Origin of the sequence: Marinococcus halophilus (genome assembly GCF_900166605.1) — a bacterium.
GTDB classification, from domain to species: domain Bacteria; phylum Bacillota; class Bacilli; order Bacillales; family Marinococcaceae; genus Marinococcus; species Marinococcus halophilus.
The window spans coordinates 640,921-667,377 of the sequence record NZ_FVZD01000006.1 but is presented as its reverse complement, the minus strand read 5'-3'; the positions used below and the strand labels follow the sequence as shown (position 1 = coordinate 667,377).

Here is a 26,457-nt window from a genome sequence, read left to right as displayed (position 1 = left end):
CATGTCAGAAGTGGTGAAATCTATTTTAGAGCACAATCAGCAGTTTGTTCAAAACAAAGAATATGAAGCTTTTGAAACAGATAAATTTCCAAATAAACGTATCGTTGTTTTAACCTGCATGGATACAAGACTTATTGAACTGCTTCCTAAAGCCATGGGTATCCGGAATGGAGACGCAAAGCTGATCCGTAACGCCGGGGCAATGATTACGGATCCGTATGACAGTATTACACGAAGTATTCTGGTTGCTTTATACGAATTAAAGGCCGAAGAAGTGCTGATTATCGGCCATTACGGATGCGGCATGACCGGTCTTCAGGCCGGCCAGGTGCTTGAAAAAGCATATGACCGGGGAGTTTCATCCGATGCAGAGGCAGTGATGCATGCTGAGGGCGTCTCCGTACACGAATGGCTGCGCGGTTTTTCGGATGTAGAGGACAACGTGCATCAATCCGTTCAGGTCATGAGAAATCACCCGCTCCTTCCGCCGGGAACACCAGTGCACGGCCTGGTTATTTCCCCGGAGACCGGAGAACTTACTTCACTGGATACGGCTGATATGTAAAAAGAACCGCCTTTTCTTTCGGGAAGAGGCGGTTTTTCGTTTATATTTTTTTCCGGTACATCCATGAATTCCAATAGTAAATAAGCGAGGTCATGCCGCCGAAGCGGAGCAGATGCTTTGCCTGCTGCTTCATTTTTTCATTTGCCTGTACTTTTTCGTCAGACAAATAGATGGAGAGAAGCCCCTTGTTTAATTGTTTATGAAAACCAGATTCCGGCAGCTTAGCTACTTTTTTATCTGCTTCAGACTTAAAAAATTCCAGCCGCGACATCATATGGCCGGCAGACGCATATTTTTCGGTGAAGTTTAACGAGCCCTGCTCTACGTCTTCTTCTTGGTCAATAAAGTAATCCAGCAGAATATGCAGCCCTTGTACATAAGGAAAATGAGCTTCTTTAATCGACTTCGCCTGAAGCTCTGCAAGTGGTGACCGGGCAGCGTATCCGGCCAGTGCATAAATGCCGAGCGTCGACCCCGAAGCAGCGCAAAATTCATACCAGGTCATCGGTGGAACACGGTCTTTAAAGTGCTCATAAAACTCAATCAACTTCCCCTCACGTTCATTAACATCAATGTGCTTATATATCTGCATCTCCCTGTAATACATGGACAGTTCTTCCATAAACGGCTGGGCGCCGGAAAAGCCTGGAAAGCTCTGCAGGGCGGACTGGCACGTTTCAACTAAATCCGCTAAAAACCCTCCGTCTCCATCTCCTTTTTTTCTTTTGAGATAATCTTCCTGGATCGCCGACGGATCCAGGGCATGCTTCATCGCTTCGTGAATGTCACGATAAAAGACCTCCCCTTCCTCCTGGCTCATGTCACAGATGCTGTCTAAATAATCGCTGATGTTTTGATAAGCCACGATAAAACGAAGCAGCTCGCTCTGGGCATGTTCAGGAGCAATTAGGGCATAAAGAGACCCCCCCTCGTAGTGGAACGTTTTTTCATCGATGGCTTCGAGCGCGGCCTCCCGGTAAAGCGTCTCAGGGATCTGTTCTGCTTTTTCCTTCCATTCGCTTAAGTATTGCCGGGCAGCCGGCAGGGCGTCTTTCACCCCGTAGTACATAATAGTCGGTATCGACGTCGGTGCTGACATTTCAAAAGGCCTCCTTGATTGGCTGGTTCATTTCAGGAATGCTGATTCATAAAGTGAATAATATATCTTACCACCCGTTCCTGTTCGGGCTCATTCAATATTTCATGGTAAAGATTGTTCCATATTTTAATCGTTCGTTCCGATGTATGCAGCCGGTTAAACCAACGCACAGTTGCTTCTTTATCAACGATATAATCCTCTCCGGCCTGCATAACCAGAAGTGGCGTATCCGGAAAGCTTTCCGGCTGTGCCAGGCTGATCCGCATTGCCCGGATCATCTCCTGGTACCAGCGGACCGTAACCGTATCATTCACTAATTCATCCTTCTGGTACTCGGCTCTCGTCTCCGGATTTCTTGTTAAATACTGGGCTTGGATGCCGGTTTTTAAATTTTTGCCCGGCATGAGCCGGTGCGCAAGCCTTCCGGACAATTCCCGGACCCTGTTTGGATATGCGTATAACCCAAGCGCGGGGGAAGACAGTATAATACCTTTTACTGGCATATACCGCTCGGATACCGCCCGAATGACAATTAATCCCCCCATGCTGTGGCCAAGCATAAAAATAGGCAGCTTAAAAGAAGCTGCTTCTCTATACCATTCATATACGGTATCAGTATATTCACGGAAGCTATCTATATGGCCTCTTCGCCCGTTAGTTTCTCCGTGTCCCGGCAAGTCCCCGGTAATCACATGCAGATGCTGGCGTTTCAATACATGGATCAGCCATTCATATCTCCGGTAATGCTCTCCTGATCCATGAACCAGCACCACTACCCCACGCGGGCGGTCTACTAACCTTTTTTCCAAAATCATCGCCCCCTTTCTCCCTCGGTCCAGTACACTGGGAACTATATCTTTCTTTATTTTACTATTATTTTTGCTACACTTGCATTAGAAATGCAGAATAAATTTCGGAAAGAGTGGTTTTTTATGATTTATCCGTATAATAATCAGTACCCTTCCATTGCTTCCACCGTTTTTTTAGCAGACTTCACGATCATTACAGGCGACGTTACGATTGGCGAAGAGTCTAGTATCTGGTTTCACACTGTCATTCGCGGGGACGTAGCTCCCACACTGATTGGCAGCAGAGTCAACATTCAGGATCAGTGCCTGCTTCATCAAAGCCCAAAGCATCCTTTAATTATTGAGGACGACGTTACCGTTGGGCACCAGGTGATGCTTCATTCTGCCATTATACGAAAAAAAGCCTTGGTCGGTATGGGCTCTACGATACTTGATGGAGCGGAAATTGGAGAAGGCGCTTTTATTGGTGCCGGCAGCCTTGTGCCTCCTGGTAAAAAAATTCCATCCGGCACGCTCGCTTTTGGGCGCCCGGCCAAGGTTGTCCGGGAGCTTACAGCCGAGGACAAAGAGGATATGGAGCGCATTCGGACCGAGTACGTTGAGAAAGCAAAACAGTATAAAGAGATAAGCCGCCGGCATCAGTGATGTCAGCGGCTTATTCTTTAATACTGGTGCGGGAGATCTCTTGTTATGATTTCACCTGTAACGGGCGTTATCTGCTGAACCGGTACTGTTAATGCCATTAATAATGCTAACACAGCGCACCATACACCTGTCTTTTTCATTTCTTCACCTCTTTATTATATGCTCGTTTTAGTATATTCGAACTACAAAAAGAGTGTTTTTCGCTTCCGGGACCAAAATCGATTATTTTCCTAAGACTTTCCTCTTTTTTCTCCCGATTTCTTCCCGTAAAATAACTATAGGAATATTTGAGAGACAGGGAGAGGGCTATATTGATGGATTTTTCAAGAGTGGGCCGTAAGATACAGGAATTAAGAAAATACCGGGGCTATACACAAAAAGAACTTGCCAAGGATATTTGTACCCAGGCGCAGATCAGTAAAATTGAAAAAGGCACGATTGTTCCGTATGCGAGCACAATGTTTTATATTGCCGAACGGCTGGGAGCCAACATGTATTACTTTTTTGAAGAAGCGTTAACCGAGCGGAGCGACTACGTTCGTTCTGTATTTAGTATGCTTGAAACCTACCGCTTCGAGCATGATTATGCTTCGATGCGGGAGCTGCTTTCCAAAGAGCAGAATAATCCCATTTTTAAAATCGGCTATTACGAGCAGTATATGCTCTGGCATGAAGCCATCTGCGCTTACGAAATCGACAACGATCCTACCCGGGCCCTCGAGCTGGCTTCTGCTGCCCTCGATGCTTACCATAAAGGAATCTATACGGAACGCAAGGGCGAAATCACTAATGCTATGGCTATTATTTATAACCTCGAACACGAATATAAAAAAGCCGCTGACATATGCCGAAAAGCTCTACAGGACCATCAGGACCTGATGAACCCGGAGAACAAGTCTATTGAATTAAAGCTGATATATACGTTAACAAAAGCACTAACCTACCAGGGAGCCTACCAGCAGTCCATTGATTGGTGTACCAGGGGCATCGACCGCTGCATTGACCTGCAGAACAGCTACGTGTTTGGAGAGCTGCTGTACCAAAGGGGCCAAAACCTTCTGGTGCTCGGATTCGATGACTCAGCTCTTCAGGATTGGGGCCAGGCCTGTTCCATGTTTGATACTATGAAGCAGATTGGCCTTGCAGATCACATCCGCCAGGAAATCAACGACTATAAAAAAGACGGTATCATCCATCTGCATACGCTCCAATAACAATGAAAGCCGGGAAAGGTAAGAATCTTCCCGGCTTTCATGTTATTCATTTTTTCAGGTGATACATAAATGTTTCAAGCTGGCGGATGTCTGTAATATTTTGATTACACCTGCTGCTGTCCTGGCATATATAATTGCCGCGGCTCGTGTACGTTTCTTTCCCGGCCTTTACTACAGCCATAAAAAGACCTGTTTCTTCGTGTTTGTTACAGATTGTACAGATCCCTTTACCAGGAGAGCTTCGAAAAGTTCCAAACACCCCGGTCAGCCTTCTTTGATCTGTCGTAATAATATATTTTCGTTCAGAGCGGACATCATTCCACCCCAGATACGATATATTTCTTAGATTCTTCTCTTCCAAAGGCGGCATCGTCAATTTCTTTACTTTCGGGAAAAGTTTTTTAATCCGTTCAGCCGTAACAGCAGGAAACGAAATCACATACGCTTTCAGTTCAGTCAGTATCTGCTCTGCCTGACTGCTGTCCTCTACATATAGAATCTTTTTTAACAGCTCTTCCTGTTCTTCATTCATAGAATAGAAGGTATTGATAATTTGATCAAAAGCACTGTATTTTAATGCATGGATCACATCAGCGTCTTTCACTGTGGCATGCGCATGAGCAAATTTCCATACATGCTCTTTGATAAAATTAAACTGATCGTTGCGCAAAAATGGTTCCATTTGGCTCATTCATCCATTCCTCATTTCAGTTAATAAGCTTCCTCTCTTTTTCCGAACTGCCAGACTCTGACTGTGAATAGCGATATTAGTATACAATAAATCAATTTTAGTAAAAAACGTTAGAAAACGGACAAACGAGATCCGGCTCTACTAATTTTCTGTCAGAGAACGAATCACAAACTGTACATTTTTTGTTCGTGCCGCTCTCTTTGGCAACACGTAGGAAAAAAACCTGCTGGCATCGATGCCTTCAATAGATAAAAGCTCAAGCGTATTATGTTTTTGTTCTTCCGAGATCGCTGCTTCTGATAATAAGGACAACCCCAGCCCATTTTTCACAGCTTCCTTTACTCCCTGCGTGCTGCTGATCACAAGGAGTGAACGTACACGGATGCCATTTACGTTCATTACATAATCAAACGATTCCCTTGTGCCTGACCCTTTCTCACGCACGACCCACTTCTGGTCCTGCAGCGCTTCAAGGGTTACAGGATAAAAAGGGGTGGAAGTATTTTTCACTACTCCCAGGCGGTCAGCCTGGAACGGTGTCAACGTAATGTCAGCAGCTCCGCTATGTCCTTCCACCAGTCCGATATCGACCTTAAGTGCGCGGACAAGCTGAATAATTTCTTCTGTATTGGCAATCGTTACTTCAAAATGAATCTCTTCGTATTCCTCCTGCATTCTGGCCATCAGTTCAGGAAGAACGTATTCCCCGATCGTAAAGCTGGCACCAATATGAATAGTGCCGCTCACTTCTTCGTGCATCGTGTATACTGCTTCTTTCATACGGTTGTACGTGCTCATCAATTGACGGGCATGGTCTAAAAAAACCTCCCCTTCTCTTGTGAGCATTAACGACTTTGTCGTCCGCTGAAACAGGGGGGCCAGGAATTCTTTTTCAAGGTTTTTTATATGCACGCTTACAGTTGGCTGAGAAAGGGAGAGGACCTCAGAGGCTTTTGTGAAGTTTTTTTCCTCTACCACTGTCAAAAACGTTTTTAATTCGTCAATATGCATTCGGACCTCCTGTTTATTAAAAATATTAATTAATTACATTATATATATTTGTTTTTATAATAAAAAGGCCCGAAGTACAATAGCAGTACTGATTAGGAGTTGAAGGCGGATGAAAAAATTTATTTCTTCCATTCCCATGTTATTGTACGGAGTTATTTTTACGTTTATTGCTGCGGTGCTCAGCAGCGCACTAGCTGAAACTGCCCCATTCTCAGCAATGGGTGCTTTGGTTATCGCAATACTTGTAGGCATACTTTGGCGGACTACCGCCGGCATACCTGAAAGGGCATTACCGGGCATTACTTTTTCGAGCAGATTCCTGCTGCGGCTCGGTATTATTTTTCTCGGCGCGCGTCTTCATTTGGGGGACATTTATGATGCAGGGTTCAACGCTTTTTTCATCGCTGCTTCAGGCTTACTTATTACCCTTCTTTTCATTTATTTTGCCGCCGCGGCCCTCAGAATCGATAAAACGCTAAGTCTGTTAACTGCCTGTGGAACAGCAATCTGCGGAGCCTCTGCTATCGCGGCCATTGCACCAATTGTTAAAGCAGAGCAAAAAACAACGACAGCAAGCATCGCTATTATTGCCTTGATCGGTACTGTTTTTTCTGTTTCCTATACTCTTTTGTTTCCGTTCCTTGGGATGAACGCATATGAATACGGCATCTTATCTGGAGGCACTCTTCACGAAATCGCTCATGCAGTAGCAGCATCCGAAGCCGGGGGCGCCGTTTCGGAAAACAACGCACTTGTGATCAAACTAACGAGGGTGGCTCTTCTTATCCCGGCAGCTCTTGTGATTGCATTGCTTCATGGCCGTAAAGAAAAGGAAAGCCTCCGTAAGCTCCCAGTCCCCTGGTTTATTTTTGGCTTTTTAGCAATGAGTCTGGCTAACACCTTTCATTTGCTCAGCGCGTCCACGGCTGCCTTTATGGTATCTGCTTCTTATATTCTTCTCGGTATGGCCATGGCTGGACTGGGTATGCAAATGCCTGCTGCTTTTTTTAAGACAGTTAATTTAAAGATATTTATCGTTGCCGTTTCCGGCTCGCTGCTGTTGTCCTTTTTCGGCTACTTTCTCATTGAAGTGTTACTTTAATCCGGACGGCACTGCAGAAGCTGTTTGAGACAGATGCCTTCAGGGTAAACATTATTGTTCACACTAACTAGCACGGAGGCCGACAATGAAATTTTCAGGCACAATTTTAGTAGTATTGGCCGCGATGCTTTGGGGCATTTCAGGCGGGCTGGCCGATATTCTTTTACATAAGGGCTGGAGCCCGTTGGTCATTTCCTTTTACCGGGGGGCAGTAGGCTTTGTCTGCATTTTTGCATGGTTTCTGCTCCGTCTGCGCAAGACCGGTTCTCCCACTGTCCGCTTATTCGTATGGGCGGGGCTCGCCGGGGCAGGCGTTGCCGGCAATTTCACCTTTTATTTCCTGAGTATTGAGGCCTCTAGTGTAGCGATTGCGGCTACACTAATGTATACCGCCCCCATTTTTGTCTTTCTAATTTCTTTTTTTCTCCGACAGGAAGCTTCTACTTTTTTCAAATGGGGCTGTATCGCAGTAGTGCTGGTCGGGATTTTTCTTTTGACCGGTGCTTATGATACTGGAGGTTCTACCGTTACGCTTGCAGGAGCCGCTGCCGGCCTCGGGGCCGGTCTTTCCTACGCGTTATTTATTTTCGGGTTCAAATATGCCTCTGCAGCCGGCAGGCCTGAAACTATATTAACCATCGCTTTCTTCATTTTCTGCGTGCTTCTTTTACTATTTATTGACCGGCAGGAAGCGGCTTCTGTGCTGGCTTCCAGTGATGTCGGATGGTTTTTGCTGCTCGGACTCGTGGGGGCCGGTATATCCTTCGTCCTTTATATTATCGGTATAAAGCGAACCACTCCGGTCACTGCTTCAATGGTTGCTATGGCAGAGCCTGTGACCGCTTCGTTGTTTGGGGTAGTCCTTCTTGGGGACAGTTTGACTATCATTCAGGCGGCCGGTATTGCTATCATTCTTCTTTCCATTACAGCATTTAGTGTTCGCCAATCTGCCTAAAAAAGCAGCTCCCAAAGCGGGGCTGCTTTTTATGTGAAAAAATAGTGTAGTCATGGCTTTCTTTTGATATTTGTTACCTTCATCATCCAGCGTTTCTTTTCTTATAAAAGAAGCCCACAGATAAACTGGGGGGGGGCTCTGAACGTCGTATGCATTATAAAAAACTGATGGAAGTGATGGATTTCATAATATGCTGTACATTTGTTAACATGGTCGGCATTTGCTCAATATTCATAAACGGCACAATTACATAAATCATAGAAAGCCCCATCACCATCATCAACACAATTGGGTTACGCAAATTGCAGACCTCTTTTCTCCAAATTATTAATTAAATACCATCGTATCAACCCAATTGTAATTTTTGTGTTTTATTATACACTTGTAACGTAAACGTAATTTCTTTAATCTTTTATACATCAAATGGTTATTTTTGTTATTTTTTAACCCGAATTCGTCCGTTGCTGGCTCCAGGGGATTTTAAAACCGACAAGCTCAATCTGCAGCTGATCAATACGTTTTGTCTGCCCTTCAACATAACCGTGATCATGGAGAATGCTGATGATTTCCTGTATTTCCTCCCATTGCTCATGACTTGCTGTATAAGGAACTTCTAAAATGACAATATCATTATGCTCTTCAACTGTAGAACAAAACCGATGGTTTTTAACCCAGTCCATGCCCTTCCCCATAGTTTTTTCCTCCCAAATGATATTGGACCTATGCATTTATACCCTATTATACATTATATACACTTGAAATAATTAAAAATCCGGATTTTTCTTTTGCTTTTTTGTTCTCAGCCCAGGTATCCGCTTACAATAATTTTCCTGTCTTCCTGCATGATTACGGTTTACTTCCAGGCAAATCCGCGTTACATTATAGAATGATTATTAACGTTACATAGTGCGATTCAGTATATATAGTCAATTTCTCACAAGATAGTCCTGTATGACATAAAGCTCTAAAGACTCTCTTAAGAATTTGACTCGTTTCCTTTTTGGAAACGGGTTTTTTGCGTTGTGTTCTGCCATTATTTACGTGTAGGAGGTGCTGGTATGAAAAAGTCGCGCATTCTGTTTATCGGTTTTATGCTGTTTTCTTTATTTTTTGGAGCGGGCAATTTAATTTTCCCACCATTTCTCGGCTATTCTGCGGGAAGCAATTTCACTCCCGCCATCCTTGGTTTTCTATTTACAGGAGTGCTCCTTCCGATTCTTGCCATTCTGGCTGTTGTCCAGGCACGCCACGGGCTTATCAGCATCGGAAGCAGAGTCCATCCAGTGTTCGGACTGTTGTTTGCAGTGCTGATTTATTTATCTATCGGCGCATTGTACGGTATTCCAAGAGCCGCAAACGTTGCCTATGAAATTGGCTTTGTTCCCGCAGCAGGGGTTGGCACCTGGTGGACGCTTTTGCTTTTTTCTGTGATTTTTTTCTTGCTCACGCTGTTGCTGAGCTTAAATCCTGAAAAGATTGTGGACCGTCTCGGTCAATGGCTCACACCTATTTTATTTGGAACTTTAGCCATTTTGTTTGTTCGGGCTTTTTTTATTTTCGATGCAGAGCCCACTACGGTTGATGCTCCTTATACCAGTTCACCTTTTATCGGAGGCTTTCTTGAGGGATATTTGACAATGGATGCTCTTGGAGCGCTTGCCTTTGGGATGGTTATTGTTAACAGCCTGCGTGCCCAGGGGGCTTCCTCTAAGCGCGAGCTGATGACCGGCGCCACTGCAGCTACTATAGTAGCTGGCCTTGGGCTTTCTGTTGTTTATATTTCGCTTGGCTGGATTGGTTCCCGGATGTTTCAGCAGGAAGGCATTTCTGACGGGGCCGGCGTTCTTGAACCCGCCGCAGCCATGCTGTTTGGTCCTTCCGGCAGCTTGTTTTTTGGCGTAATTGTTTTCCTTGCCTGCCTGACCACCTGTGTTGGGCTGATAACGGCATGCTCCGAGTTTTTTCACAGCGTTATGCCTCGAATAGCCTACAAATCCTTTGTCGTGCTTTTCATCATCATCGGCATGATGGTGACTAATTTAGGATTGTCCTTGATTTTGAGCATTGCGGTGCCTTTACTTGTATTCATCTATCCACTCGCTATTGTGCTTATTGTGCTTTCGCTTCTTCGTCCACTTATCGGGGAGGGCTCTCTGATGTATCAGCTGTCTATGATTTTCACAGGAATATTTGCCCTCTACGAGGGACTTTCTAACGTCGGCATCTCTGCCCCAGCTGTTACAGGCATTCTTCAGACCGCTCCATTTTTTGAGCAGGGGCTTGGCTGGGCGTTACCAGCACTTATCGGAGCTGCTGTCGGATACCTGCTCGACAGACTTATGTCCTCCAGTTCTTCTCAGAAAGCTTCTTTTAACGAAAAGTGAATTCCATAAAAAAAGCTGCCCCTTTTCAGGAGCAGTTTTTTTATTCAATACTGTCGCCGTCGCGAAGCTCTTCCCGGTAGGCAAATAAGAATAATAGAGAAACAAGGAGAGCACCGCCGATTAAATTACCTATGCTTGCAGGGATTAAATTAAATAGCAGGTATTCATACCAGGCATACTGGGTATCTGCAAATACGCCCATGCTGAAGTATCCCATATTCGCAGCGCTGTGCTGAAAATTGCCGGCCACAAATAAAATGACCGGAAGAGCGGTTGCGACTACTTTTCCTGTAACATCTCTCGCAGCTGTAGTCAGAAACGAGGCCATGCCGATTAACCAGTTCGCCAGAATGCCGGATAACACGACCTGGAACCATCCGATGCCGCCGGCCTCTTTAAATTTCATTTTATCCGACAAATATACTTGCAGCTCCCCGTAAAACTCGGGCGTCAAGGAGCCGGACAGCTGAATGATGACCCCGACAAACAGAGCGCCAACAATATTGCCGATATAGGTAGCAAGCCAGAACCTTACAATCGGCATAAAATAGACGCTGGGCTTTCGAAACAAGTAGCTTGGCAGCAGAATATTGATCTCTGTAAATAATACAGCGCCAGATAGAAATACCATGACATAAGCCGCTGTAAAACCAAGCCCTGACAATAGATAGTATAGCCCTTTCGCTTCTACGCCTGTTGCAAGGAGAATCGAAAAAACAGCTCCGAAGGTCATAAATGATCCCGCCAGTATAGCCAGCAGAAATTGTGCTTTGAATTCCTTACTTAAGTGGTTACGCCCATTTTCCCCAAACGACTGTACCACCTCGGGAGGTTCTTTATACTGCCGGTCGGCTGCCCCGAGCTTTTGTTCTTTCGGCATAACACATCTCTCCTTCTCCTAATCTCTGCTACAGGATCAGTACCAAAGGAAAAAACCCCGAAGCAATCGGGGTTTCCGGTTCACCTTTTTTCCTTTTATACTCAGCCTTTTACCAGAGCTTCTTTTCCGTAATACGAAGCCTTAAACAAGTCCTTCATCTGTTCGAAGGATGTTTCCCGTGGATTGGTGCCGGTACACGGATCGCTTAGTGCATTTTGAGCCATGGTATCCAGATGCTCTTCGAAATCCTTTTCAGGAACACCGTATTCTTCAAGCGTAACAGCTAGTCCTAAATCTTTGTTGAGTTCAAAAATATACTCTACAAGCGAATCTGTCAATTCTTTGTCTGTCTGCCCTTTTAAATGCAGGCGACGCGCAATTTCTGCATAGCGGTCTTCTACCACTGCACGGTTGAACTCAATGACATACGGGAGATAAATTGCATTAGCATAGCCGTGGGGAATATCAAACGTAGGACCGCTTTTATGGGCAAGACTATGCACATTGCCAAGTACCGCATTCGCAAACGCCATCCCGGCCATCGCCTGAATGCTGTGCATCTGCTTTCCGGCTTCATGGTCGCCGTTATACGATGCTTTCAAATTATCTTTAATCACTTCGGCTCCGCCGAGAGCAAGAATGTTAGTATATAACGTACGCGGCTTAGCTACATATGATTCGATAGTATGGGTGAAAGCATCCATACCGGTGTAAGCGGCAATATGCTTCGGCAGATCTTCCACCATGACCGGGTCAATAATAGCAATGTCCGGTGTCAGACCAAAGTCTGCAAGTGGATACTTGACGTTTGTTGTTTCGTCCGCCACTACTGAAAGGTTGGACACTTCAGAACCGCTGCCGCTTGTCGTAGGAATGCCGGCAAATTTCGCCTTTTGGCGGAGACGAGGCAATTCAAAAGGCTTCGTTGCATCCTCAAAGGAAAGCTCAGGATGCTCATAAAAAAGCCACATCGCTTTAGCAGCGTCCATTGCGGAACCACCACCGATGCCTACAATCCAGTCAGGTGCAAAGGAACGCATTTCTTCTGCTCCTTCTTTGACCATTTTTGCAGTTGGTTCAGTATTATACCCTTCCAGAACTTCAGTTTCAATTCCTGCTGCAGCAAGATGCTCCTGGATGCGGGTTAAATTACCGTTCTTTTTCACTGAGCCGCCGCCAATAACGAGCGTGGCTTTTTTTCCTTCAAATGTACGCAGCACTTCAAGCGCATTATCTTCAAAATAGATGTCTCTTGGAATCGTAAATCTGCTCATTAGTTAAGCCTCCCTGTTGTTTTAAGCTAAACGAAGATGTCTGGTATGATTAATGAACATCTATTTTAACTACAATTTAAGCTTTTCCTTTTAGCCGGGCATATTAAACATCGAAGAGATCTCTCCCCGAGTACAAGCATAAAAAAAAGACCCGGGCGGGCCTTTTTTTATGATTCATCTTTTGCAAGTGCGCTGTTTAAGTCTTTTTTAACGCTTTCCATAACCTCGGACTTAATTTCATTCAACAGATCACTTTCAGAATCACCGGCCAGCTCATTACGCAGCTGTTGGACGAGTTCCTGCTTAACGTCTTCATATAAATCACCTTTTAATTCGTCGATCAGTGAATGCTTTACATCTTCGAGGAGCTGGCTGGTTGCTTCTTCGGAAATAAACGAATACCCTTCTTCTGCTGTGTCTTCTTCGGCTGCTGGTTCTTTCTGTTCCACTTCACCACTGTTTTCTTCTGTTTCCTCTTCATGGTCTTCTGACGAACTCTTCTGCTCCTGCGAAGAGTCTGCGTCTTCTTTGTCTTCTGCTTGCTCGTCTTCTGCAGCAGGCTCTTCCTGTTCTTCTTCATCTGAGGTTTCTTCTTCACTATTGTCTGCTTCTGAAGAATCTTCATCCGTATCTTCCTCACCGCCTGCTGTTTCCTGCTCTTGTTTTTCAGAGTCCCCGTCTATATTTTCCTGGGGCGCTTCTCCGTCACCACCGCTCTCAACCTCGGCCATTATTTCATCGATCATTCCTTTTTTATCTGTTGAAGAGAGCTTAAGGCCGCTCTCTTCAGCAAGAGCCTGAATATCTTCTATACTCTGCATATATAAATCAATTTCTTCATCTTCGCCATCTTCATTTGTAATAACAACGTTTGCCTGTTCTTCCGCTTCTTCTAATGAGGAATCCTCTTCGTCATCTTCGCTGCTCGGCTCTTCCTGTTCCTCTTGTTCAGGAAGCTCTTCGTCATTTTCTTCTTTCTGGTCCTGGGCTCTTTCGCTTTCTTCGTCCTCTGAGCCTTGATCTTCTTCGTTATCTTCACTTTCTACTTCGTTCATGATTTCATTAATCATGTCTTGTTTTTTAGTAGAAGATAATTCGAGACCGCTCTCTTCGGCGAGAGCCTTAATATCTTTTACGCTCATCATATAAAGATCTACTTCTTCATCTTCTCCGTCCTCATTCGTGATGACAACATTTGCCTGCTCCTCTGATGATTGTTCCTTTTTAGCCAATGCAATCCCTCTTTTCACTTCTCCCGCTCGAGAATATATTATTGTTTTTATTAGACAAAATGGATAATAATCTGCCGGATTTCTTTTTGGAATTCTCCTGGAATACGCTTTTCATACCTTGTAGAAATTACGCAATGATCCTGCCGCTGAATTTCTGTGATGGGATATTGAAATATTAATCGGCCCTCTTCATCTTTTGCATAAAAAATCATGCGTGCCCGTTTCTTCACCCCGTTAGCATACCGTCCTTTACCCTGCCATTGTGGAAATTGAAACCCAAAGGTGTATTTTCCATCCTCTTTTTCTCCTGAAGCCTGACCGTCTAATGGGATACGGATATTTACTATTCGTCCAGGAAGAACTAACACGATTAACCTCTCCTTATAGATGAGTGTTTTTTCACCGCGCCGGATTGTCCTTTCCATTTATCTGTTTTCTTTCGTTAGTTGTATCATTACCTTTACAACCCTATTTTAACCTTCTACAAAGGAACTAATTTTAAAGGTGAGATTACAGTCGTTATTATAAGATGCTGCATGCACAACAAAGCCCCCTTGGAATTTCAGGGGGCCTTGCCTGGAGTGTTTATAAAATACAGATTGCTCATAGGTTTCTCTTTAAAGCATCTATATATCCTCTAACTGCCCGCTGACTGACTTCTGCCTGCGGGGCAATGCCTTCAAATCCATGAAAGCATCCCGGATACAGATGAAATTCTGCATGCACACCAGCCTGGCTTAGCCTCGAGATATATTCGATCGTTTCATCCCGAAATGGGTCTGCTCCCCCTACCATAGTATAAGCAGCCGGAAGCCCGGTAAAATCTTCTGCTGAAGCGGGAGAAGCATAGACGGAAACATCTTCGGTTTGACCAGCCAGATAAGCCTCCCAGGCTGCCTGATTCGAGTAATAGTTCCATACTCTTGTATCCGTAATTTCCTGACTTGAAGTAGTAATATTTCGATAATCTAACATCGGGCACAGGGGCATTTGGAAAGCTATTTTCGGCCCGCCCCTGTCTCTTGCCATCAAGCATACAGCTGCTGTCAGGCCACCGCCGGCGCTGTGCCCGGCTACTCCGATTCTTTCCGGGTCCAGGCCAAGCTCCCCGGCATGATCCGACACCCATTTAAGTCCTGTATAGCAGTCCTCTACCCCGGCTGGAAATGGATGTTCCGGCGCTAGCCGGTAGGCTATAGATATAACCACACACCCTGCCTCAAGTACAAACCTTTCGCACAAGTCATCATTCATCTCCGGCGTGCCGCTCAAATAGCCGCCTCCATGAATCCAGTACAAGCCCGGAGAGATTGTTTTCACCGGCATCACCGGCTCGTATATACGAATGCGTATGTTCTGCCCCTCTTCCTGGCCCGGGATGTGTTTATCTGTGACTCTTACTTTACTGCGGCTGATAGGAGTTTCTCCTTTAAACGCCTGCTTGGTTAAAGCACGACTATTTCTGATTTCTTCCCGGGTAGAAAATTTCATTTCCGACAGCTCATCCAATACCGCATGCAATTCACTCTGAATTTTTTCCTTCATTTTTCGAATCTCCTGCTTTCTGCTGGTAACGTAAGCTGTATTATAATAAACATTAATTGTATGCGCTTTCAAAAAATGGCAAGATTATTGATTCATTCGATTATTACTATTATAACGGGTCCTGTATCTATCTACAATTAATAAATGAAAAACAGAATAGAGGGCTTTCATCCGAATAATTTTAAATGAAACCAGGGACTATTAATTAGAGGGCAAATTCAGCTGCCACGAAACATTAAATTTATCCTGGATCCAGGCGAAGCGTTTGCTGAACCCGTAATCCTTTAAGGCCATCAGCTTTTTACCACCATCAGAAAGGTGATTGTACAAGTACTCAATCTCCTGGTCAGAGTCACAGTTGACAAACAACGAAAAAGAAGGCGTAAAGGTAAAATCATGCTTTACGTTGCTGTCCATGCATATGAACTCCTGTCCCTGCAGGGATAGCACTGCCTGCATAACGTCTCCCTCATCACCGGATTCATGCGGACCGTACCGGCTCAGACTCACAATTTTTGCCTCGTCAAGCAGGCTTGCATAATAATTAAGTGCTTCTTCTGCGTTTCCCTGAAACATAAGAAAAGGTTTAATGGACGCCATGGATATTCGCTCCTTTTATTTTGATTTCTTCTTATTTATATTCCCCTGATAGGAGTCTTTAAAGCAGGACTGCAGACTTAGAAATGCTTTACTTTTTCATCAACTGCCGACTGCACCGGACTCTCCAGTAAAAAAATTATATATATGGCCCTATCCTCCTTTTACGCTTCCTGCTTTACAATAAAATAAAAATAATCAGAACGGATGATGACCGTGAATACAAAGATGAATCTGCCGTGGCTGATAGCGGCAGCGACGGTGGAATTCCCGGCACTGCTGCTGTCGGCCGGGTGCTTCTTTGCGCTTGCAGGAATGCTCCATGTTCCTGTATATGTTTCTTTTGTCAGTGTGTTTGTCATTCATTATTTTTACTATGAACAAGTATTTTATAAAAGATGGCGGAAGGTGCTTCTCGTTGTAATAAATACTTCGTGCGTAACTGCTCTGCTTTTTCTTTTGGGATCAATTTAAATATAATTTTTTCAGCAGCGTTCGTCCCGGCGCTGCTGTTTTTTTTTTGATTGTTATTTTTAAATGTAAATGGGTAAATAACATTCATGCTTTAGTTTATTCAGCTGTTTTTTGAGGAAGAAGAGGATTATTGATATTTTTCATATGGATTTATTGTGATTTATTTGTTTTCTGCATTCCTTAATTTTCACAGCCATCATGAAAAGACAAAATAAAAAGGGGGATATCAATGAGTGAACAGAATAATGATCAGCAGTCAAAATTAAAGCTGATTGATTACCGGATTTTTGTTCCGGCACTTTTAATCATCATTGCAATCTGTATACCGCTTGCTTTGTACGAAACACGAAGCATGGAAGTTTTAAATGGGATTTTCGATTCCATTGTGGAAGTATTTACATGGGGATATCTCTGGTATGGCTTAATACTCCTTGCTGCCGGGCTTTATTTTTCTTTTTCCAAATACGGAAAAGTTGTATTGGGGGACCCGTTGGAAAAACCGCGTTTTTCATTATTTGAATATGCGTCGATCCTGATTGCTATGGGGCTCGGCTCCACTATTATGCGTACCGGAATGGTGCAGTGGACCTCCGTAGCAAGCGATCCTCCAACCGGGGTGGAAGCCGGTTCCACCCAGGCCCTTATGTGGGGAAACTCTTACAGCATGTTCCTTTGGAGCTTTCAGACATTTGCTATTTTCGTTATGGCGGCCCCGGCAATGGCCTACATTCTTCATGTGCGTAAGCGACCGTTAATGCGTATTTCTGAAGCGTGCCGCGTGCTTTTTGGTGATCGGTTTACTGACGGGCTTGGCGGTAAGTTCTTAGATGTTATTTTCCTGATCAGTATTCTTGCAGGCGCTGCCGTGACACTCGGGCTCGGCTCCCCGATTATTACTAACAATCTGGCAGAGCTGCTTGGCATAGAAATAAGCTTTGGCCTTACGCTGGCCGTAACGCTCGTTTGGGTATTCATGTTTTCCCTAAGCGCCTATCTCGGGATTGAAAGGGGCATCAAACGCCTTAGTACGTTTAACATGTACCTGGCGGGGATTTTCGCTCTATTTATTATGATAGCCGGCCCCGGGATATTTATTTTGAATTATTTCACCGGCAGTCTCGGCTTTCTTATGACCAACTATATTAACATTTCCTTTTACACTGAAGCTCTTTCTTCCGGCGAGGGCAGCTATATAAAGAGCAATACCGTATTCTGGTTCGCTTATAACGCTACATGGGCGATGCTGCACAGCGTATTCGCCGCGAAAATCTCCCGGGGGCGTACTGTAAAAGAAATGATTATGACGTACCTGGCGGCACCAACAATTATCTCCTGGGTAGCTACAGGAGTTCTCGGCGGACTCGGCGTAGACAGGTTTTTAAACGGGAACCTTGACGTACTGAGCATCGTGGAAAACCAGGGGAATATGGCAGCTATACCGGCAATTTTAACTACGCTGCCGCTCTCTGGTCTTGCATTGATCATCTTTATGGTTGTCGCGTTGATCTTCTTAACTACGACACTTGATTCTACGACGTATACTATTTCAGCATATGCAAGCACCGAAAATATGAGTAAAAACGAACCTTCTAAATTCCTGCGTATTGTGGTCGCTGTCATCATTACCACGCTCGCTTTGATCTTAATGAGAATTGGAGGCCTTCCTCCGCTCGAAGTTCTTTCAGGCCTGATGGGGCTGCCAATAATCGTCATCCAGTTCCTGACGATTGCGGCGGCGAAGAAAATGATGGATCAGGACAAAGCATGGATTCACAATGTAAGAGAATAAAAAAGATTAACCGGGTACTCCTAAAGGGTGCCCGGCTTTTTACATAACGATTACATGCCTTGACTGGGCGAACTTCCTTTCCCGTGTTAAAGTTAAAATATTCTAACATAGGGAGGAATGGATATGGAAGCCAAGCAAACCGTGTATGTTAACACCTTTACAGATGGCATGCTCGATCCGGAAATTGAAATGGAGTATAAGGTTAAAGATGGCGGACAGATTGTTGCCAATACGGCTCCCGGATGCTGGGGGCCGATGATCACCCCTGCCCTGCGTGGCGGACATGAAGTAACAAAGCCGGTCTATGTCGAGGGAGCAGAAGTCGGAGATGCTGTTGCTATCCGTATCAAGTCTATTGAAATCACCTCCCAGGCCACAGCCTCCGGCAATGATAAAACGGTAGACGGCCGGTTTATCGGTGATCCATTTGTAGCTGTGCAGTGCCCGGGCTGCGGGCAAATGCATCCAAAAACAGTAATTAAAGGTATTGGCCAGGAAGCGGTCCGATGTGCCAACTGCGGTGAGGATATCACTCCGTTTGTATTTACAAACGCCTATACCATGGCTTTTAATGACAGCAAATCGATCGGTCTCACGCTTCCACAGAAAGCAGCCGAAAAAATTGCCAAAGACGGGAAAAATTATATGAATACTCCTGAAAATTCGATTCAAAATCCAGTAGTGACCTTTGCTCCCCATGACATTATCGGTGCAGCAGCAAGAACCAGGCCTTTTCTGGGCCAGCTTGGCACCATTCCATCACGCGCTCTGCCTGATTCCCATAATGCTGGAGACTTCGGGCAGGCATTAATCGAGGCTCCTCATGCATACGCTATTACTAAAGAACAATTGGAAGAACGTACAGATGGCCACCTTGATATCAGCCGTGTCCGTGCAGGAGCTTTATTAATCTGTCCGGTAAAAGTTCCCGGAGGAGGCATATACCTTGGTGATATGCATGCTATGCAGGGAGATGGGGAAATTGCCGGGCATACTGCCGATGTTTCCGGCATCGTGCACCTTCAGGCCAATGTGTTAAAAGAAGTGAAACTAGACGGCCCCGTGCTGCTTCCTCTGGTTGAAGATCTTCCCTACACGGCAAAGCCTTTTAGCGATCAGGAAAAAAAGGACGCCCTCGAACTTGCCCGGCAGTGGGGGATCACGGAGCTCGAAGAAGCTTATCCAGTGTCTTTCATTGGCAGCGGCGCAAGCCTGAATGAAGCAACCGAAAATGGGATGGCACGGGCAGCTGAAGCATTGGACGTCACTGTTCCGGAAATTATGAACAGGGCGACCATTACAGGCTCTATTGAGATTGGAAGACATCCCGGCGTAGTTACTGTTACCTTTTTAGCTCCGGGACCGCTTCTTGAAAAAGCCGGGCTTCTTCATACGGTAAAAAACAACTACCAGTAAAAGCATCACTTTATTGCTAAACAGCAACCGCCATTAAGAACCCCGGCTGTCGTCCAGCCGGGGATCTTGCGTTACAGGTCCACTTTTCAGGCGAGTTGGAGTTGTAAAAGAACATTAAATGTGTTCATTTCTAACAACAAGAACGTCGCATTCCGCTCTGCGGACGATGCTTTCCCCGACGCTTCCAAGCAGGAGCCGTTCTGCACTGCTCACTCCCGAGGCACCGGAAACAATTAGGTCGGCTTCGAATTTTTCTGCAGCGTCCTTGGGAATAACCATTTTAGGCGATCCGTACTCCAAAGTGAATGACACGTTGGGAACATTGCTTTTTAATGCCAGTTCACGATAAATTTCAAGCAAATTTCTTCCGTTTTTCTTAAATATTTCAGTGACGTTGCCTCTCGACTGCTCTACTGACGAAATAAGCGGTGTGTGAATAACATGGGCAACTATCGCCTTCGCCTCTTCTTCCTCTGCCATTGCAAGCCCCGCACGGAAAGCATTAGCTGACATTTCCGAGTCATCTATTGCAATTAAAATGTTATTGTATTTTTCAATATCCCGTTTATTTCTGACCACCCAGGTATCACATTCCGCATTCCGTACGATCCCTGCGGAAACGCTTCCCACAATAAACCTTTCAAATGTGCCTATCCCTGAAGCCCCGCAAAGAATTAAATCCGCTTTAAACCTTTTTGCGATATCCTTGGGAATAGTAGTTTTTGGAGAACCGTTTTCCAGAAACACGGTTACGTCCGTGACTCCTGCTTCTTCGGCCTCCTGTCTGCAGGCGGAGATGATCTCTTCCCCTTTTTCTTTGGAGGCCTGCAGTAAATCCGTAGTGTGAAGCCGAGCCTGGCTGTAATGGTTATAATCGATAATATAGCAGATACCTAATGAACAATCGTAGGCCTTTGCGAGCGAAATACCTTTTTTCAATGCAAAGCCAGCCTCCACCGAGCCGTCCGTTGCTACTAAAATACGATTATACCTTTTTTCCATTTTGCCTGCCCCCTATCCATCGTCGTCCTACCGGGAATTAATAAAGCAGATTCTTTCGCCTTCATAACCCCGGTTAATGTAGTTCTTCTTTTATTATAGCATTATCTTCCATGTTCCCATTGTACTTTTTTGCCAAATTATACAGTGGTGTTCTTCGTCTATTTGTTTCATAATAAACATATAGAGAGAATCATTGCGCTTTTGTTTTAGGTCATTTCGTACTCGGAACTCTATTTTGTTCAAGAAAGCGAGGCGTTACTATGATCAGACATTACCAGAATATTCTCATTGCTGTAGACAGTTCGGACGAGTCTATGCAGGCGTTCCGCCGCGGCCTGTCACTGGCGAAAAAACATCAGAGCCGGCTGACGGTCGCCCATGTTGTAGAGTATAGAACGCTAAACCGCCTGGTTCAGTATATACCAACTATTATGGAAACGGCGGGAGAACAGGGCAAGGTATTATTAAACTTATACAAAGCAGAAGCGGAAGGCTCCGGCGTGGATGTCCAGACGGTAATGGAAACTGGTGCTCCAAAAACCATTATTACCAAAGAACTCACTCCGGAGTACGGGACAGATCTGATTATTACCGGAGCCTCCGGAGCAGGCACGGTAGGCAGGTTCATTATGGGAAGTGTATCCACAGGCATTGTGCGAAACGCCAGATGCGACGTTCTTGTCGTCCGAAACAAGGACGCAGGCAGCGATTATAAAAGGATCATTATTGCTATTGATGGTTCTAAAGAAGCGGCCCATGCTTTTGACAAAGGAATAGCTCTGGCAATTGAAGAAAATGCAGCTGTTCTGATCACGCACGTTATTGACTCAGTCGTGCTCACTTCCATGGAGCAGCATGATACCGGCCTTTTTATCGAAATGGAAAGTTATTCTGAAAAGATGCTTGAAGAATACCGGGAAAAAGCGCTGAATGCCGGCTTGGAACATGTAGAAGCAGAGCTTCACCACGGAGCCCCAAAGGTGGTTATTGCAGAAGACCTGGCTAAAAAATACAAAGCCGACCTTATTGTCGTTGGCGCCTCCGGCCTGAATACGACAGAGCGGTTTTTCCTCGGAAGCGTTTCGGAGGGGATCGTACACCGCGCCGACTGTGACGTTTTGCTTGCCCGTCTCTTGGAAGAGGAAGAATAAAATAAGCGAGGCTTGCCCCCGAGGCAGGGGGAGGCCTCGCTTTTATTTAATTTACTATTTTTCCGGATGAAAAACGACTTTTACATAGTTTCCTTTTCCGTTAATTAAATCATTGAAGGTTTCCGGTCCTTGCGAAAGACCCGGGGTGTGGGAGATCATCGGCTCTACATTAATTTGGCCGGTGCTCATATAGTGAAGGGCAGATGCCCATTCTTTTCCAGGGAACGGAGACGATACAGCGTTCCAGGAGCCTAGTATTCTTAGCTCATTACGCACGATGCGTTCAAAATAAAAACGTTCAATCATTACGTCCGCGTATGGAATCCCCATAAACACGACTTCACCGCCCTTTTTGGGAAGGGCAAGCACCTGGGCGGATGTTGCAGGCGCTCCTGCAGATTCTACTGCAAGATCCACCCCGTATCCGCCCGTATGCTCCTCTACCTGTTCATGGGCCGGGCGCTGACTCGAATTAATCAACACGTCCGCGCCGACTTCCCTCGCGGTTTGCAGCTTAACATCATCGATATCAATCGCATACACTTTCTTCGCCCCGAATATCTTCGCCCACTGGACAGCCAGAAGGCCAATGCTTCCGCATCCCATTATGGCCACTTCCGCCCCAGGCTGAATGCTTGTACGGTAAAATCCATGAGCCACCACAGAGGCGGGTTCTACGAGGGCAGCTGTGTCATAATTCACGTTCTCAGGCAGAGGCAGAACATTTTCAGCCGGCAGCTTGACGTATTCTGCATAGGACCCCGGGTGGCGGGCGCCGATGACGGTTAGGTTTTCACATCGTGACAGCTCCCCTTTCTGACAGCTCAGACACTTCCCGCACCGAAACGTTGGGCATCCGGCCACGCGGTCCCCGATGCGTATCTGCGATACCCCGGGGCCGGTCTCTGTGACCTCCCCTGCAAATTCATGACCGAAAACCATTCCTTCCATGTACGGGCCCAGCTTTTTGTAGCGGGAAATGTCGGAGCCGCAAAGACCTGCAGCTTTTATCTTAATAATAACATCATCAGCATTTTCAATTACCGGCTTTGAAGCCTCTTCGAATCGGAGGTCCTGCTGTCCGTATAGTTTAAGACTTTTCATGTTTTTCTCCCTTCAAAGTAACAATATTACGATTCTGAATTGGCTGGTTCATTTTTTGCCTTTTTCTTTCCAAACAATATTTTAATCAACGCTGCTCCGACAATGAGTGGATTAAAAATCATTTGATGGTCAAAATAGAACTCTCCGATTACACGCATTGGGCCCAGCATAAAATCAAGCATTAATTCTGTCATGGTGCTCCTCCTTGCTTTTTAATATATTATTTGCCGCGGACAGGGAGCTTTTCTTATTTAGAGCTCCCTGTGTTTTTCATTCGCCTGTCCACTGTTTACTTCCAGCAGATATTAATCCACAGGTGTAAGCAGTACTTTAATAGCTTCACCGTCTTTAATTTTTTGGTAGGCCTTGTCCCACTCCGTGATGTCATATTCGTGAGTGACCATTGCCCGTGCATTCACAAGCCCGCTGTTCATCAGCTCAAGCGAAGGCTCCCAGTCTGCAGGCTTTTGGCTCCGGCTGCCAACTACACGAATTTCTTTTTGAATCACTTTATCAAAGTCAAATTGAATATCCGGCGTTGTAAAAATCCCTACCTGGGCGTACTGCCCTTTTTTCCGCAGCAGCCCAATGGCCTGCTTGGCCGCCGGTACAGCTCCCGAGCATTCAAAAACGAGGTCGGCCCCGTATCCATCGGTTACACTGTTAACGAATTCATGAAGATCTTCTTCCTGCGAGTTAACAACGTAATCGATTCCGAGCTCTTTAGCCTTTTCAAGGCGCACTTTATCATTTGTCAGTCCGGTTATAATGACTCTGGCTCCCCTGCTTTGCGCCACCTGGGCAGTAAACAGCCCGATAGGTCCTGGTCCGATAACTACTGCAATATCGCCGTCTGAGATTTCTGTCTTAGCTACCGCATGATGCGTGCAGGCAAGCGGTTCTGTCATTGCCGCCGACTCGTAGTCGACATTTTCCGGAAGGTGGTGAAGGCTTGCTTTACGGGCAATTAAATATTTCGCAAACGCCCCGTCGTACTGATTGCCAAGCCCTTTGCGCCAGCTGCATAAGTTGTAGTCGCCGGCTTTACAGTACCGGCACTCCCCGCAAATATAAAACGTCGTTTCAGAGGTAACCCGGTCCCCGGGCTTAAAATTGCTGACGCCTTCTCCGACTTCCACCACTTCACCGGCAAATTCATGGCCAAGCGTCACCGGCGCATTAACTTTGTAATGACCCTCGTAAGCGTGAATATCTGTGCCGCAGACACCTGCGTACTTTACTTTGATCTTTACCTGGTCTTTCCCAGGCGTCGGCTCCTGCTTTTCCTGTACTTCGATGCTTCCATGTTCTAAATCGGTTTTCACCAATGCTTTCATGCTTTCATCCTCCCGGTGTGTTAATTTTCATGTATGTTCTGCTTGAGAGAGGTTTAATTAAACAGCTCGAAGAATCTCCAGATGAGCCAGTTAATCAGATTTCCGCCCTGGTCAATACTTGAAATCCGTGCAGAATCTTCCGGCATGTCGAAATCAGCGTTTTGAGCCATAGTCGTAAATACATTTGCAATATCTGTCGCCATGTATAGCGAAAGTGCGATCATCACGGTACCTACCAGCACAGAGTGAACAATGTTCCCTCTTGCTGCTCCGACGATAAATGCTACAACAAATGGGATCGTCGCCAGGTCCCCGAATGGAAGCAGGGCGTTACCAGGCAGAAATACTGCCAGCACAACTGTAATTGGAACAAGAATTAATGCAGTTGCAATAACGGATGGGTGGCCTAAAAGGACCGCTGCATCCAGCCCGATGTGAATTTCCTTGTTGCTGAAATGCTTGTTCAACCAGTTTCTTGCTGATTCTGATACAGGCATTAATCCCTCCATCAAAATCTTAACCATACGTGGCATCAGTACCATAACTGCGGCCATTGCCATCCCGATTTCAATTACTTCACCTACGCTGTAGCCAGCTAGAGCACCAATAACAACACCGAGGAACAAGCCGATAAAGATAGATTCGCCGAACACACCAAACCGTCTTTGAATACTGTCAGGGTCTGCGTTGAGTCGGTTGATACCGGGAATTTTCTGCAGGCCTTTTACGAGAAAAATACCTGGTGCGTACGATACGGTGCTTCCTGTTGCAATCGATACCCCCGGAAGCTCGTAAAAGTCCTCCACCATCGGTGCTGTCCAGTCAGCAATTTTCAAGGTCACGATTTGAAAGATAACTGCAGCAATAAGTCCTTGAATAATACTGTCAGATACGGTGTATACTACCGCTGCCATAAAGGTGTAGTGCCAGAAATTCCAAATATCCACGTTCATCGTTTTCGTTGTTTTTGTCAAAAGCATGATAACGTTTACAAGCAATCCCAATGGAATAATAAAGGCTGCCACTGCCGTAGAAGCCCAGGCAATAGATGATGTCGCTGGCCAGCCGACGTCAATTACGTCTAAATTAACTCCCAGCCGGTCAACCATTCCCTGCGCTGCCGGGCCTAAGTTATTGACCAGCAGATCGACAACAAGAAAAATCCCTACAAATGCTACCCCAATCGTTAAACCGGACCGAAATGCTTTTCCCGGCTTCTGCCCGAATAATAAACCGAGCAAAAAGATAACGACTGGTAAAATTACTGTCGCCCCGAGATCTAAAAATCCTTGTACAAGATCTACGAATCCTTGCATGCCGCTTCCCCCTCATACCTGTAATTAATGAGCCCGGCCCCCTCGTAAAACAAGGACACCGGGACTGCTGTTATTTTTTCAGTTCATCCAGAATTTCCTGCTTGGTATCTTCCATACCGATCCCTGTCAGGAAAGAACGTGCGTTGATTACCGGAAACGGGTATTCCTTTTTGATGGTAGCTGTCGTTACCAGCAAGTCAGCAGTATCAACATAGCTTTCTACTTCCGCTATTTTAATCTGCTTAAGATCTACTGATAATTTATGCTCCTTAGCCATATCTTCAATAGCACCGTTAACAACTGTAGAAGTTGCTACGCCTGCTCCACATGCTACTAATACTTGTTTTTTTGCCATTATCTTTCACCTCCTTTAAATGATAACGCCTCTAATTTCTCTTCCATCATCTTTTTGATCTGCTTTTTATCAGAGGTACTACTAAGCTCTTTTAAAACATTCTGGTCCTGAAACACCTGCATAAGCTGCTGCAAAAGCTTCAGCTGGGAGTGTGCCTCATCCATCGCAAGCATAAACACAATTTTCACCGGCACTGTTTCTGTGTCGTCACCCATAACAATAAAATCAACGGGGTCCCTTAGTATTCCTACACTGATTGCTTTTCGCTGCACATGCTCTACATCGGTATGAGGAATCGCAACCGCAATATCTCCTGTCGGCAGGCCGGTAGCGTACTCATTTTCTCTTTGGACTACCGCTTCTACGAAGCTTTGTTTTACCAGCTCATTGCTTACTAAATTCTGTGCCATCATCCGCAATACTTCTTCTTTAGAGCTTCCGTCTATATCTAAAAGAATGACGGGAGTATCGAAATATAAGCCGCTCATCAGGCCCCTCCTTGGTGGAATT

At 45.4% G+C, this 26,457-nt stretch carries 29 protein-coding genes; 9 read left to right on the top strand and 20 right to left on the bottom strand.

What is annotated here, in order from left to right; all coding sequences use genetic code 11:
- Window position 1: 1 nt before the first annotated feature.
- Window positions 2-565 carry a beta-class carbonic anhydrase gene (locus B5066_RS09535; RefSeq protein ID WP_079475701.1) on the top strand — a complete coding sequence of 188 codons (564 nt, stop codon included), beginning with the start codon at window positions 2-4 and terminating at the stop codon, window positions 563-565.
- Window positions 566-605: 40 nt separating this feature from the next.
- Here B5066_RS09535 and B5066_RS09530 read toward each other — a convergent pair whose 3' ends face one another.
- Both B5066_RS09530 and B5066_RS09525 read right to left on the bottom strand, forming a co-directional pair.
- Window positions 606-1,664, bottom strand: coding sequence for a tetraprenyl-beta-curcumene synthase family protein (locus B5066_RS09530; RefSeq protein WP_079475700.1), 1,059 nt, complete (start codon window positions 1,662-1,664; stop codon window positions 606-608).
- Window positions 1,665-1,696: 32 nt separating this feature from the next.
- Entirely contained in the window at window positions 1,697-2,473 is a 777-nt protein-coding gene (locus B5066_RS09525; RefSeq protein ID WP_233133433.1) for an alpha/beta hydrolase, read from the bottom strand.
- Between the two features lie 123 nt (window positions 2,474-2,596).
- On the opposite strand from B5066_RS09525, the gene B5066_RS09520 reads away from it, so the two are divergent.
- Both B5066_RS09520 and B5066_RS09515 read left to right on the top strand, forming a co-directional pair.
- Entirely contained in the window at window positions 2,597-3,118 is a 522-nt protein-coding gene (locus B5066_RS09520) for a gamma carbonic anhydrase (protein ID WP_079475698.1), read from the top strand.
- 314 nt (window positions 3,119-3,432) lie between these two features.
- Window positions 3,433-4,332 (top strand): helix-turn-helix domain-containing protein, encoded by a 900-nt coding sequence (locus B5066_RS09515; protein ID WP_079475697.1) that lies wholly within the window; start codon window positions 3,433-3,435, stop codon window positions 4,330-4,332.
- 46 nt (window positions 4,333-4,378) lie between these two features.
- Here B5066_RS09515 and B5066_RS09510 read toward each other — a convergent pair whose 3' ends face one another.
- Together B5066_RS09510 and B5066_RS09505 are read right to left on the bottom strand one after the other, a co-directional pair.
- Window positions 4,379-5,023 (bottom strand): FusB/FusC family EF-G-binding protein, encoded by a 645-nt coding sequence (locus tag B5066_RS09510; RefSeq protein WP_233133431.1) that lies wholly within the window; start codon window positions 5,021-5,023, stop codon window positions 4,379-4,381.
- A 141-nt stretch (window positions 5,024-5,164) separates the two neighbouring features.
- Window positions 5,165-6,034 (bottom strand): LysR family transcriptional regulator, encoded by an 870-nt coding sequence (locus tag B5066_RS09505; protein ID WP_079475696.1) that lies wholly within the window; start codon window positions 6,032-6,034, stop codon window positions 5,165-5,167.
- Window positions 6,035-6,143: 109 nt separating this feature from the next.
- Here B5066_RS09505 and B5066_RS09500 point away from each other — a divergent pair, with 109 nt between their 5' ends.
- On the top strand, window positions 6,144-7,136 hold the full coding sequence (locus B5066_RS09500) for a YeiH family protein (RefSeq protein ID WP_079475695.1): 993 nt from the start codon (window positions 6,144-6,146) through the stop codon (window positions 7,134-7,136).
- 85 nt (window positions 7,137-7,221) lie between these two features.
- The gene (locus tag B5066_RS09495) at window positions 7,222-8,091 is read left to right on the top strand and encodes a DMT family transporter (RefSeq protein ID WP_079475694.1); all 870 of its coding nucleotides are present in this window, start codon (window positions 7,222-7,224) and stop codon (window positions 8,089-8,091) included.
- A gap of 154 nt (window positions 8,092-8,245) precedes the next feature.
- Here the strand turns inward: B5066_RS09495 and B5066_RS16730 are convergent, their stop codons facing one another.
- On the bottom strand, window positions 8,246-8,392 hold the full coding sequence (locus tag B5066_RS16730; protein WP_158219185.1) for a hypothetical protein: 147 nt from the start codon (window positions 8,390-8,392) through the stop codon (window positions 8,246-8,248).
- Between the two features lie 142 nt (window positions 8,393-8,534).
- The gene (locus B5066_RS09490) at window positions 8,535-8,783 is read right to left on the bottom strand and encodes a hypothetical protein (RefSeq protein WP_079475693.1); all 249 of its coding nucleotides are present in this window, start codon (window positions 8,781-8,783) and stop codon (window positions 8,535-8,537) included.
- Window positions 8,784-9,149: 366 nt separating this feature from the next.
- Between B5066_RS09490 and brnQ the strand changes: the two genes are divergently transcribed.
- Window positions 9,150-10,475, top strand: a complete 1,326-nt coding sequence (brnQ, locus tag B5066_RS09485; RefSeq protein ID WP_079475692.1) for a branched-chain amino acid transport system II carrier protein — start codon at window positions 9,150-9,152, stop codon at window positions 10,473-10,475.
- Between the two features lie 40 nt (window positions 10,476-10,515).
- On the opposite strand, the gene B5066_RS09480 is transcribed toward brnQ, so the two are convergent.
- From B5066_RS09480 to B5066_RS09450, 7 genes are all read right to left on the bottom strand, one after another.
- A complete protein-coding gene (locus tag B5066_RS09480) occupies window positions 10,516-11,355 on the bottom strand; it encodes a formate/nitrite transporter family protein (RefSeq protein ID WP_079475691.1) in 840 nt (279 codons plus the stop codon).
- A 101-nt stretch (window positions 11,356-11,456) separates the two neighbouring features.
- On the bottom strand, window positions 11,457-12,629 hold the full coding sequence (locus B5066_RS09475; RefSeq protein ID WP_079475690.1) for an iron-containing alcohol dehydrogenase: 1,173 nt from the start codon (window positions 12,627-12,629) through the stop codon (window positions 11,457-11,459).
- Window positions 12,630-12,796: 167 nt separating this feature from the next.
- Window positions 12,797-13,861, bottom strand: coding sequence for a hypothetical protein (locus tag B5066_RS09470; RefSeq protein ID WP_079475689.1), 1,065 nt, complete (start codon window positions 13,859-13,861; stop codon window positions 12,797-12,799).
- Between the two features lie 50 nt (window positions 13,862-13,911).
- Window positions 13,912-14,286 carry a hypothetical protein gene (locus B5066_RS09465; protein ID WP_143745420.1) on the bottom strand — a complete coding sequence of 125 codons (375 nt, stop codon included), beginning with the start codon at window positions 14,284-14,286 and terminating at the stop codon, window positions 13,912-13,914.
- 178 nt (window positions 14,287-14,464) lie between these two features.
- Window positions 14,465-15,406 carry an alpha/beta hydrolase gene (locus tag B5066_RS09460; RefSeq protein WP_079475687.1) on the bottom strand — a complete coding sequence of 314 codons (942 nt, stop codon included), beginning with the start codon at window positions 15,404-15,406 and terminating at the stop codon, window positions 14,465-14,467.
- A 201-nt stretch (window positions 15,407-15,607) separates the two neighbouring features.
- Entirely contained in the window at window positions 15,608-16,006 is a 399-nt protein-coding gene (locus tag B5066_RS09455; RefSeq protein WP_079475686.1) for a VOC family protein, read from the bottom strand.
- 161 nt (window positions 16,007-16,167) lie between these two features.
- Window positions 16,168-16,365 carry a hypothetical protein gene (locus B5066_RS09450; protein WP_079475685.1) on the bottom strand — a complete coding sequence of 66 codons (198 nt, stop codon included), beginning with the start codon at window positions 16,363-16,365 and terminating at the stop codon, window positions 16,168-16,170.
- 341 nt (window positions 16,366-16,706) lie between these two features.
- Between B5066_RS09450 and B5066_RS09440 the strand changes: the two genes are divergently transcribed.
- Window positions 16,707-18,266, top strand: coding sequence for a BCCT family transporter (locus B5066_RS09440; protein ID WP_079475683.1), 1,560 nt, complete (start codon window positions 16,707-16,709; stop codon window positions 18,264-18,266).
- 123 nt (window positions 18,267-18,389) lie between these two features.
- Window positions 18,390-19,682, top strand: a complete 1,293-nt coding sequence (locus tag B5066_RS09435; protein WP_079475682.1) for an acetamidase/formamidase family protein — start codon at window positions 18,390-18,392, stop codon at window positions 19,680-19,682.
- A 114-nt stretch (window positions 19,683-19,796) separates the two neighbouring features.
- Here B5066_RS09435 and B5066_RS09430 read toward each other — a convergent pair whose 3' ends face one another.
- Window positions 19,797-20,684 (bottom strand): universal stress protein, encoded by an 888-nt coding sequence (locus B5066_RS09430; RefSeq protein WP_079475681.1) that lies wholly within the window; start codon window positions 20,682-20,684, stop codon window positions 19,797-19,799.
- A 260-nt stretch (window positions 20,685-20,944) separates the two neighbouring features.
- Here B5066_RS09430 and B5066_RS16570 point away from each other — a divergent pair, with 260 nt between their 5' ends.
- On the top strand, window positions 20,945-21,835 hold the full coding sequence (locus tag B5066_RS16570; RefSeq protein WP_094908801.1) for a universal stress protein: 891 nt from the start codon (window positions 20,945-20,947) through the stop codon (window positions 21,833-21,835).
- Window positions 21,836-21,889: 54 nt separating this feature from the next.
- On the opposite strand, the gene B5066_RS09420 is transcribed toward B5066_RS16570, so the two are convergent.
- From B5066_RS09420 to B5066_RS09400, 6 genes are all read right to left on the bottom strand, one after another.
- Complete coding sequence (locus B5066_RS09420; RefSeq protein WP_079475680.1) at window positions 21,890-22,939, bottom strand: galactitol-1-phosphate 5-dehydrogenase; 1,050 nt, start codon at window positions 22,937-22,939, stop codon at window positions 21,890-21,892.
- A 26-nt stretch (window positions 22,940-22,965) separates the two neighbouring features.
- A complete protein-coding gene (locus tag B5066_RS16725) occupies window positions 22,966-23,133 on the bottom strand; it encodes a hypothetical protein (protein ID WP_179124082.1) in 168 nt (55 codons plus the stop codon).
- Between the two features lie 111 nt (window positions 23,134-23,244).
- Complete coding sequence (locus B5066_RS09415) at window positions 23,245-24,276, bottom strand: zinc-binding dehydrogenase (protein WP_079475679.1); 1,032 nt, start codon at window positions 24,274-24,276, stop codon at window positions 23,245-23,247.
- 53 nt (window positions 24,277-24,329) lie between these two features.
- Window positions 24,330-25,592: a galactitol-specific PTS transporter subunit IIC gene (locus B5066_RS09410; RefSeq protein ID WP_079475678.1), complete on the bottom strand. Its 1,263-nt coding sequence runs from the start codon at window positions 25,590-25,592 to the stop codon at window positions 24,330-24,332.
- Window positions 25,593-25,662: 70 nt separating this feature from the next.
- Entirely contained in the window at window positions 25,663-25,947 is a 285-nt protein-coding gene (locus tag B5066_RS09405; RefSeq protein WP_022794068.1) for a PTS sugar transporter subunit IIB, read from the bottom strand.
- Complete coding sequence (locus B5066_RS09400) at window positions 25,947-26,435, bottom strand: PTS sugar transporter subunit IIA (RefSeq protein ID WP_079475677.1); 489 nt, start codon at window positions 26,433-26,435, stop codon at window positions 25,947-25,949. The genes B5066_RS09405 and B5066_RS09400 overlap by 1 nt, the downstream gene beginning before the upstream one ends.
- Between the last annotated feature and the right edge of the window lie 22 nt (window positions 26,436-26,457).

Excerpts from the sequence above, each read along its gene's own strand:
- B5066_RS09430 (WP_079475681.1), bottom strand. The coding sequence starts at position 20,684 with ATGGAAAAAAGGTATAATCGTATTTTAGTAGCAACGGACGGCTCGGTG.
- brnQ (WP_079475692.1), top strand. The coding sequence starts at position 9,150 with ATGAAAAAGTCGCGCATTCTGTTTATCGGTTTTATGCTGTTTTCTTTA.
- B5066_RS09500 (WP_079475695.1), top strand. The coding sequence starts at position 6,144 with ATGAAAAAATTTATTTCTTCCATTCCCATGTTATTGTACGGAGTTATT.
- B5066_RS09475 (WP_079475690.1), bottom strand. The coding sequence starts at position 12,629 with ATGAGCAGATTTACGATTCCAAGAGACATCTATTTTGAAGATAATGCG.
- B5066_RS09490 (WP_079475693.1), bottom strand. The coding sequence starts at position 8,783 with ATGGGGAAGGGCATGGACTGGGTTAAAAACCATCGGTTTTGTTCTACA.
- B5066_RS09510 (WP_233133431.1), bottom strand. The coding sequence starts at position 5,023 with ATGAGCCAAATGGAACCATTTTTGCGCAACGATCAGTTTAATTTTATC.
- B5066_RS09460 (WP_079475687.1), bottom strand. The coding sequence starts at position 15,406 with ATGAAGGAAAAAATTCAGAGTGAATTGCATGCGGTATTGGATGAGCTG.
- B5066_RS16570 (WP_094908801.1), top strand. The coding sequence starts at position 20,945 with ATGATCAGACATTACCAGAATATTCTCATTGCTGTAGACAGTTCGGAC.
- B5066_RS09520 (WP_079475698.1), top strand. The coding sequence starts at position 2,597 with ATGATTTATCCGTATAATAATCAGTACCCTTCCATTGCTTCCACCGTT.
- B5066_RS09465 (WP_143745420.1), bottom strand. The coding sequence starts at position 14,286 with ATGGAAAGGACAATCCGGCGCGGTGAAAAAACACTCATCTATAAGGAG.
- B5066_RS09535 (WP_079475701.1), top strand. The coding sequence starts at position 2 with ATGTCAGAAGTGGTGAAATCTATTTTAGAGCACAATCAGCAGTTTGTT.
- B5066_RS09415 (WP_079475679.1), bottom strand. The coding sequence starts at position 24,276 with ATGAAAGCATTGGTGAAAACCGATTTAGAACATGGAAGCATCGAAGTA.
- B5066_RS09515 (WP_079475697.1), top strand. The coding sequence starts at position 3,433 with ATGGATTTTTCAAGAGTGGGCCGTAAGATACAGGAATTAAGAAAATAC.
- B5066_RS09440 (WP_079475683.1), top strand. The coding sequence starts at position 16,707 with ATGAGTGAACAGAATAATGATCAGCAGTCAAAATTAAAGCTGATTGAT.
- B5066_RS09505 (WP_079475696.1), bottom strand. The coding sequence starts at position 6,034 with ATGCATATTGACGAATTAAAAACGTTTTTGACAGTGGTAGAGGAAAAA.
- B5066_RS09480 (WP_079475691.1), bottom strand. The coding sequence starts at position 11,355 with ATGCCGAAAGAACAAAAGCTCGGGGCAGCCGACCGGCAGTATAAAGAA.
- B5066_RS09455 (WP_079475686.1), bottom strand. The coding sequence starts at position 16,006 with ATGGCGTCCATTAAACCTTTTCTTATGTTTCAGGGAAACGCAGAAGAA.
- B5066_RS09405 (WP_022794068.1), bottom strand. The coding sequence starts at position 25,947 with ATGGCAAAAAAACAAGTATTAGTAGCATGTGGAGCAGGCGTAGCAACT.
- B5066_RS09450 (WP_079475685.1), bottom strand. The coding sequence starts at position 16,365 with ATGACAAACACACTGACAAAAGAAACATATACAGGAACATGGAGCATT.
- B5066_RS09420 (WP_079475680.1), bottom strand. The coding sequence starts at position 22,939 with ATGAAAAGTCTTAAACTATACGGACAGCAGGACCTCCGATTCGAAGAG.
- B5066_RS09530 (WP_079475700.1), bottom strand. The coding sequence starts at position 1,664 with ATGTCAGCACCGACGTCGATACCGACTATTATGTACTACGGGGTGAAA.
- B5066_RS09435 (WP_079475682.1), top strand. The coding sequence starts at position 18,390 with ATGGAAGCCAAGCAAACCGTGTATGTTAACACCTTTACAGATGGCATG.
- B5066_RS09410 (WP_079475678.1), bottom strand. The coding sequence starts at position 25,592 with ATGCAAGGATTCGTAGATCTTGTACAAGGATTTTTAGATCTCGGGGCG.
- B5066_RS16725 (WP_179124082.1), bottom strand. The coding sequence starts at position 23,133 with ATGACAGAATTAATGCTTGATTTTATGCTGGGCCCAATGCGTGTAATC.
- B5066_RS09400 (WP_079475677.1), bottom strand. The coding sequence starts at position 26,435 with ATGAGCGGCTTATATTTCGATACTCCCGTCATTCTTTTAGATATAGAC.
- B5066_RS09495 (WP_079475694.1), top strand. The coding sequence starts at position 7,222 with ATGAAATTTTCAGGCACAATTTTAGTAGTATTGGCCGCGATGCTTTGG.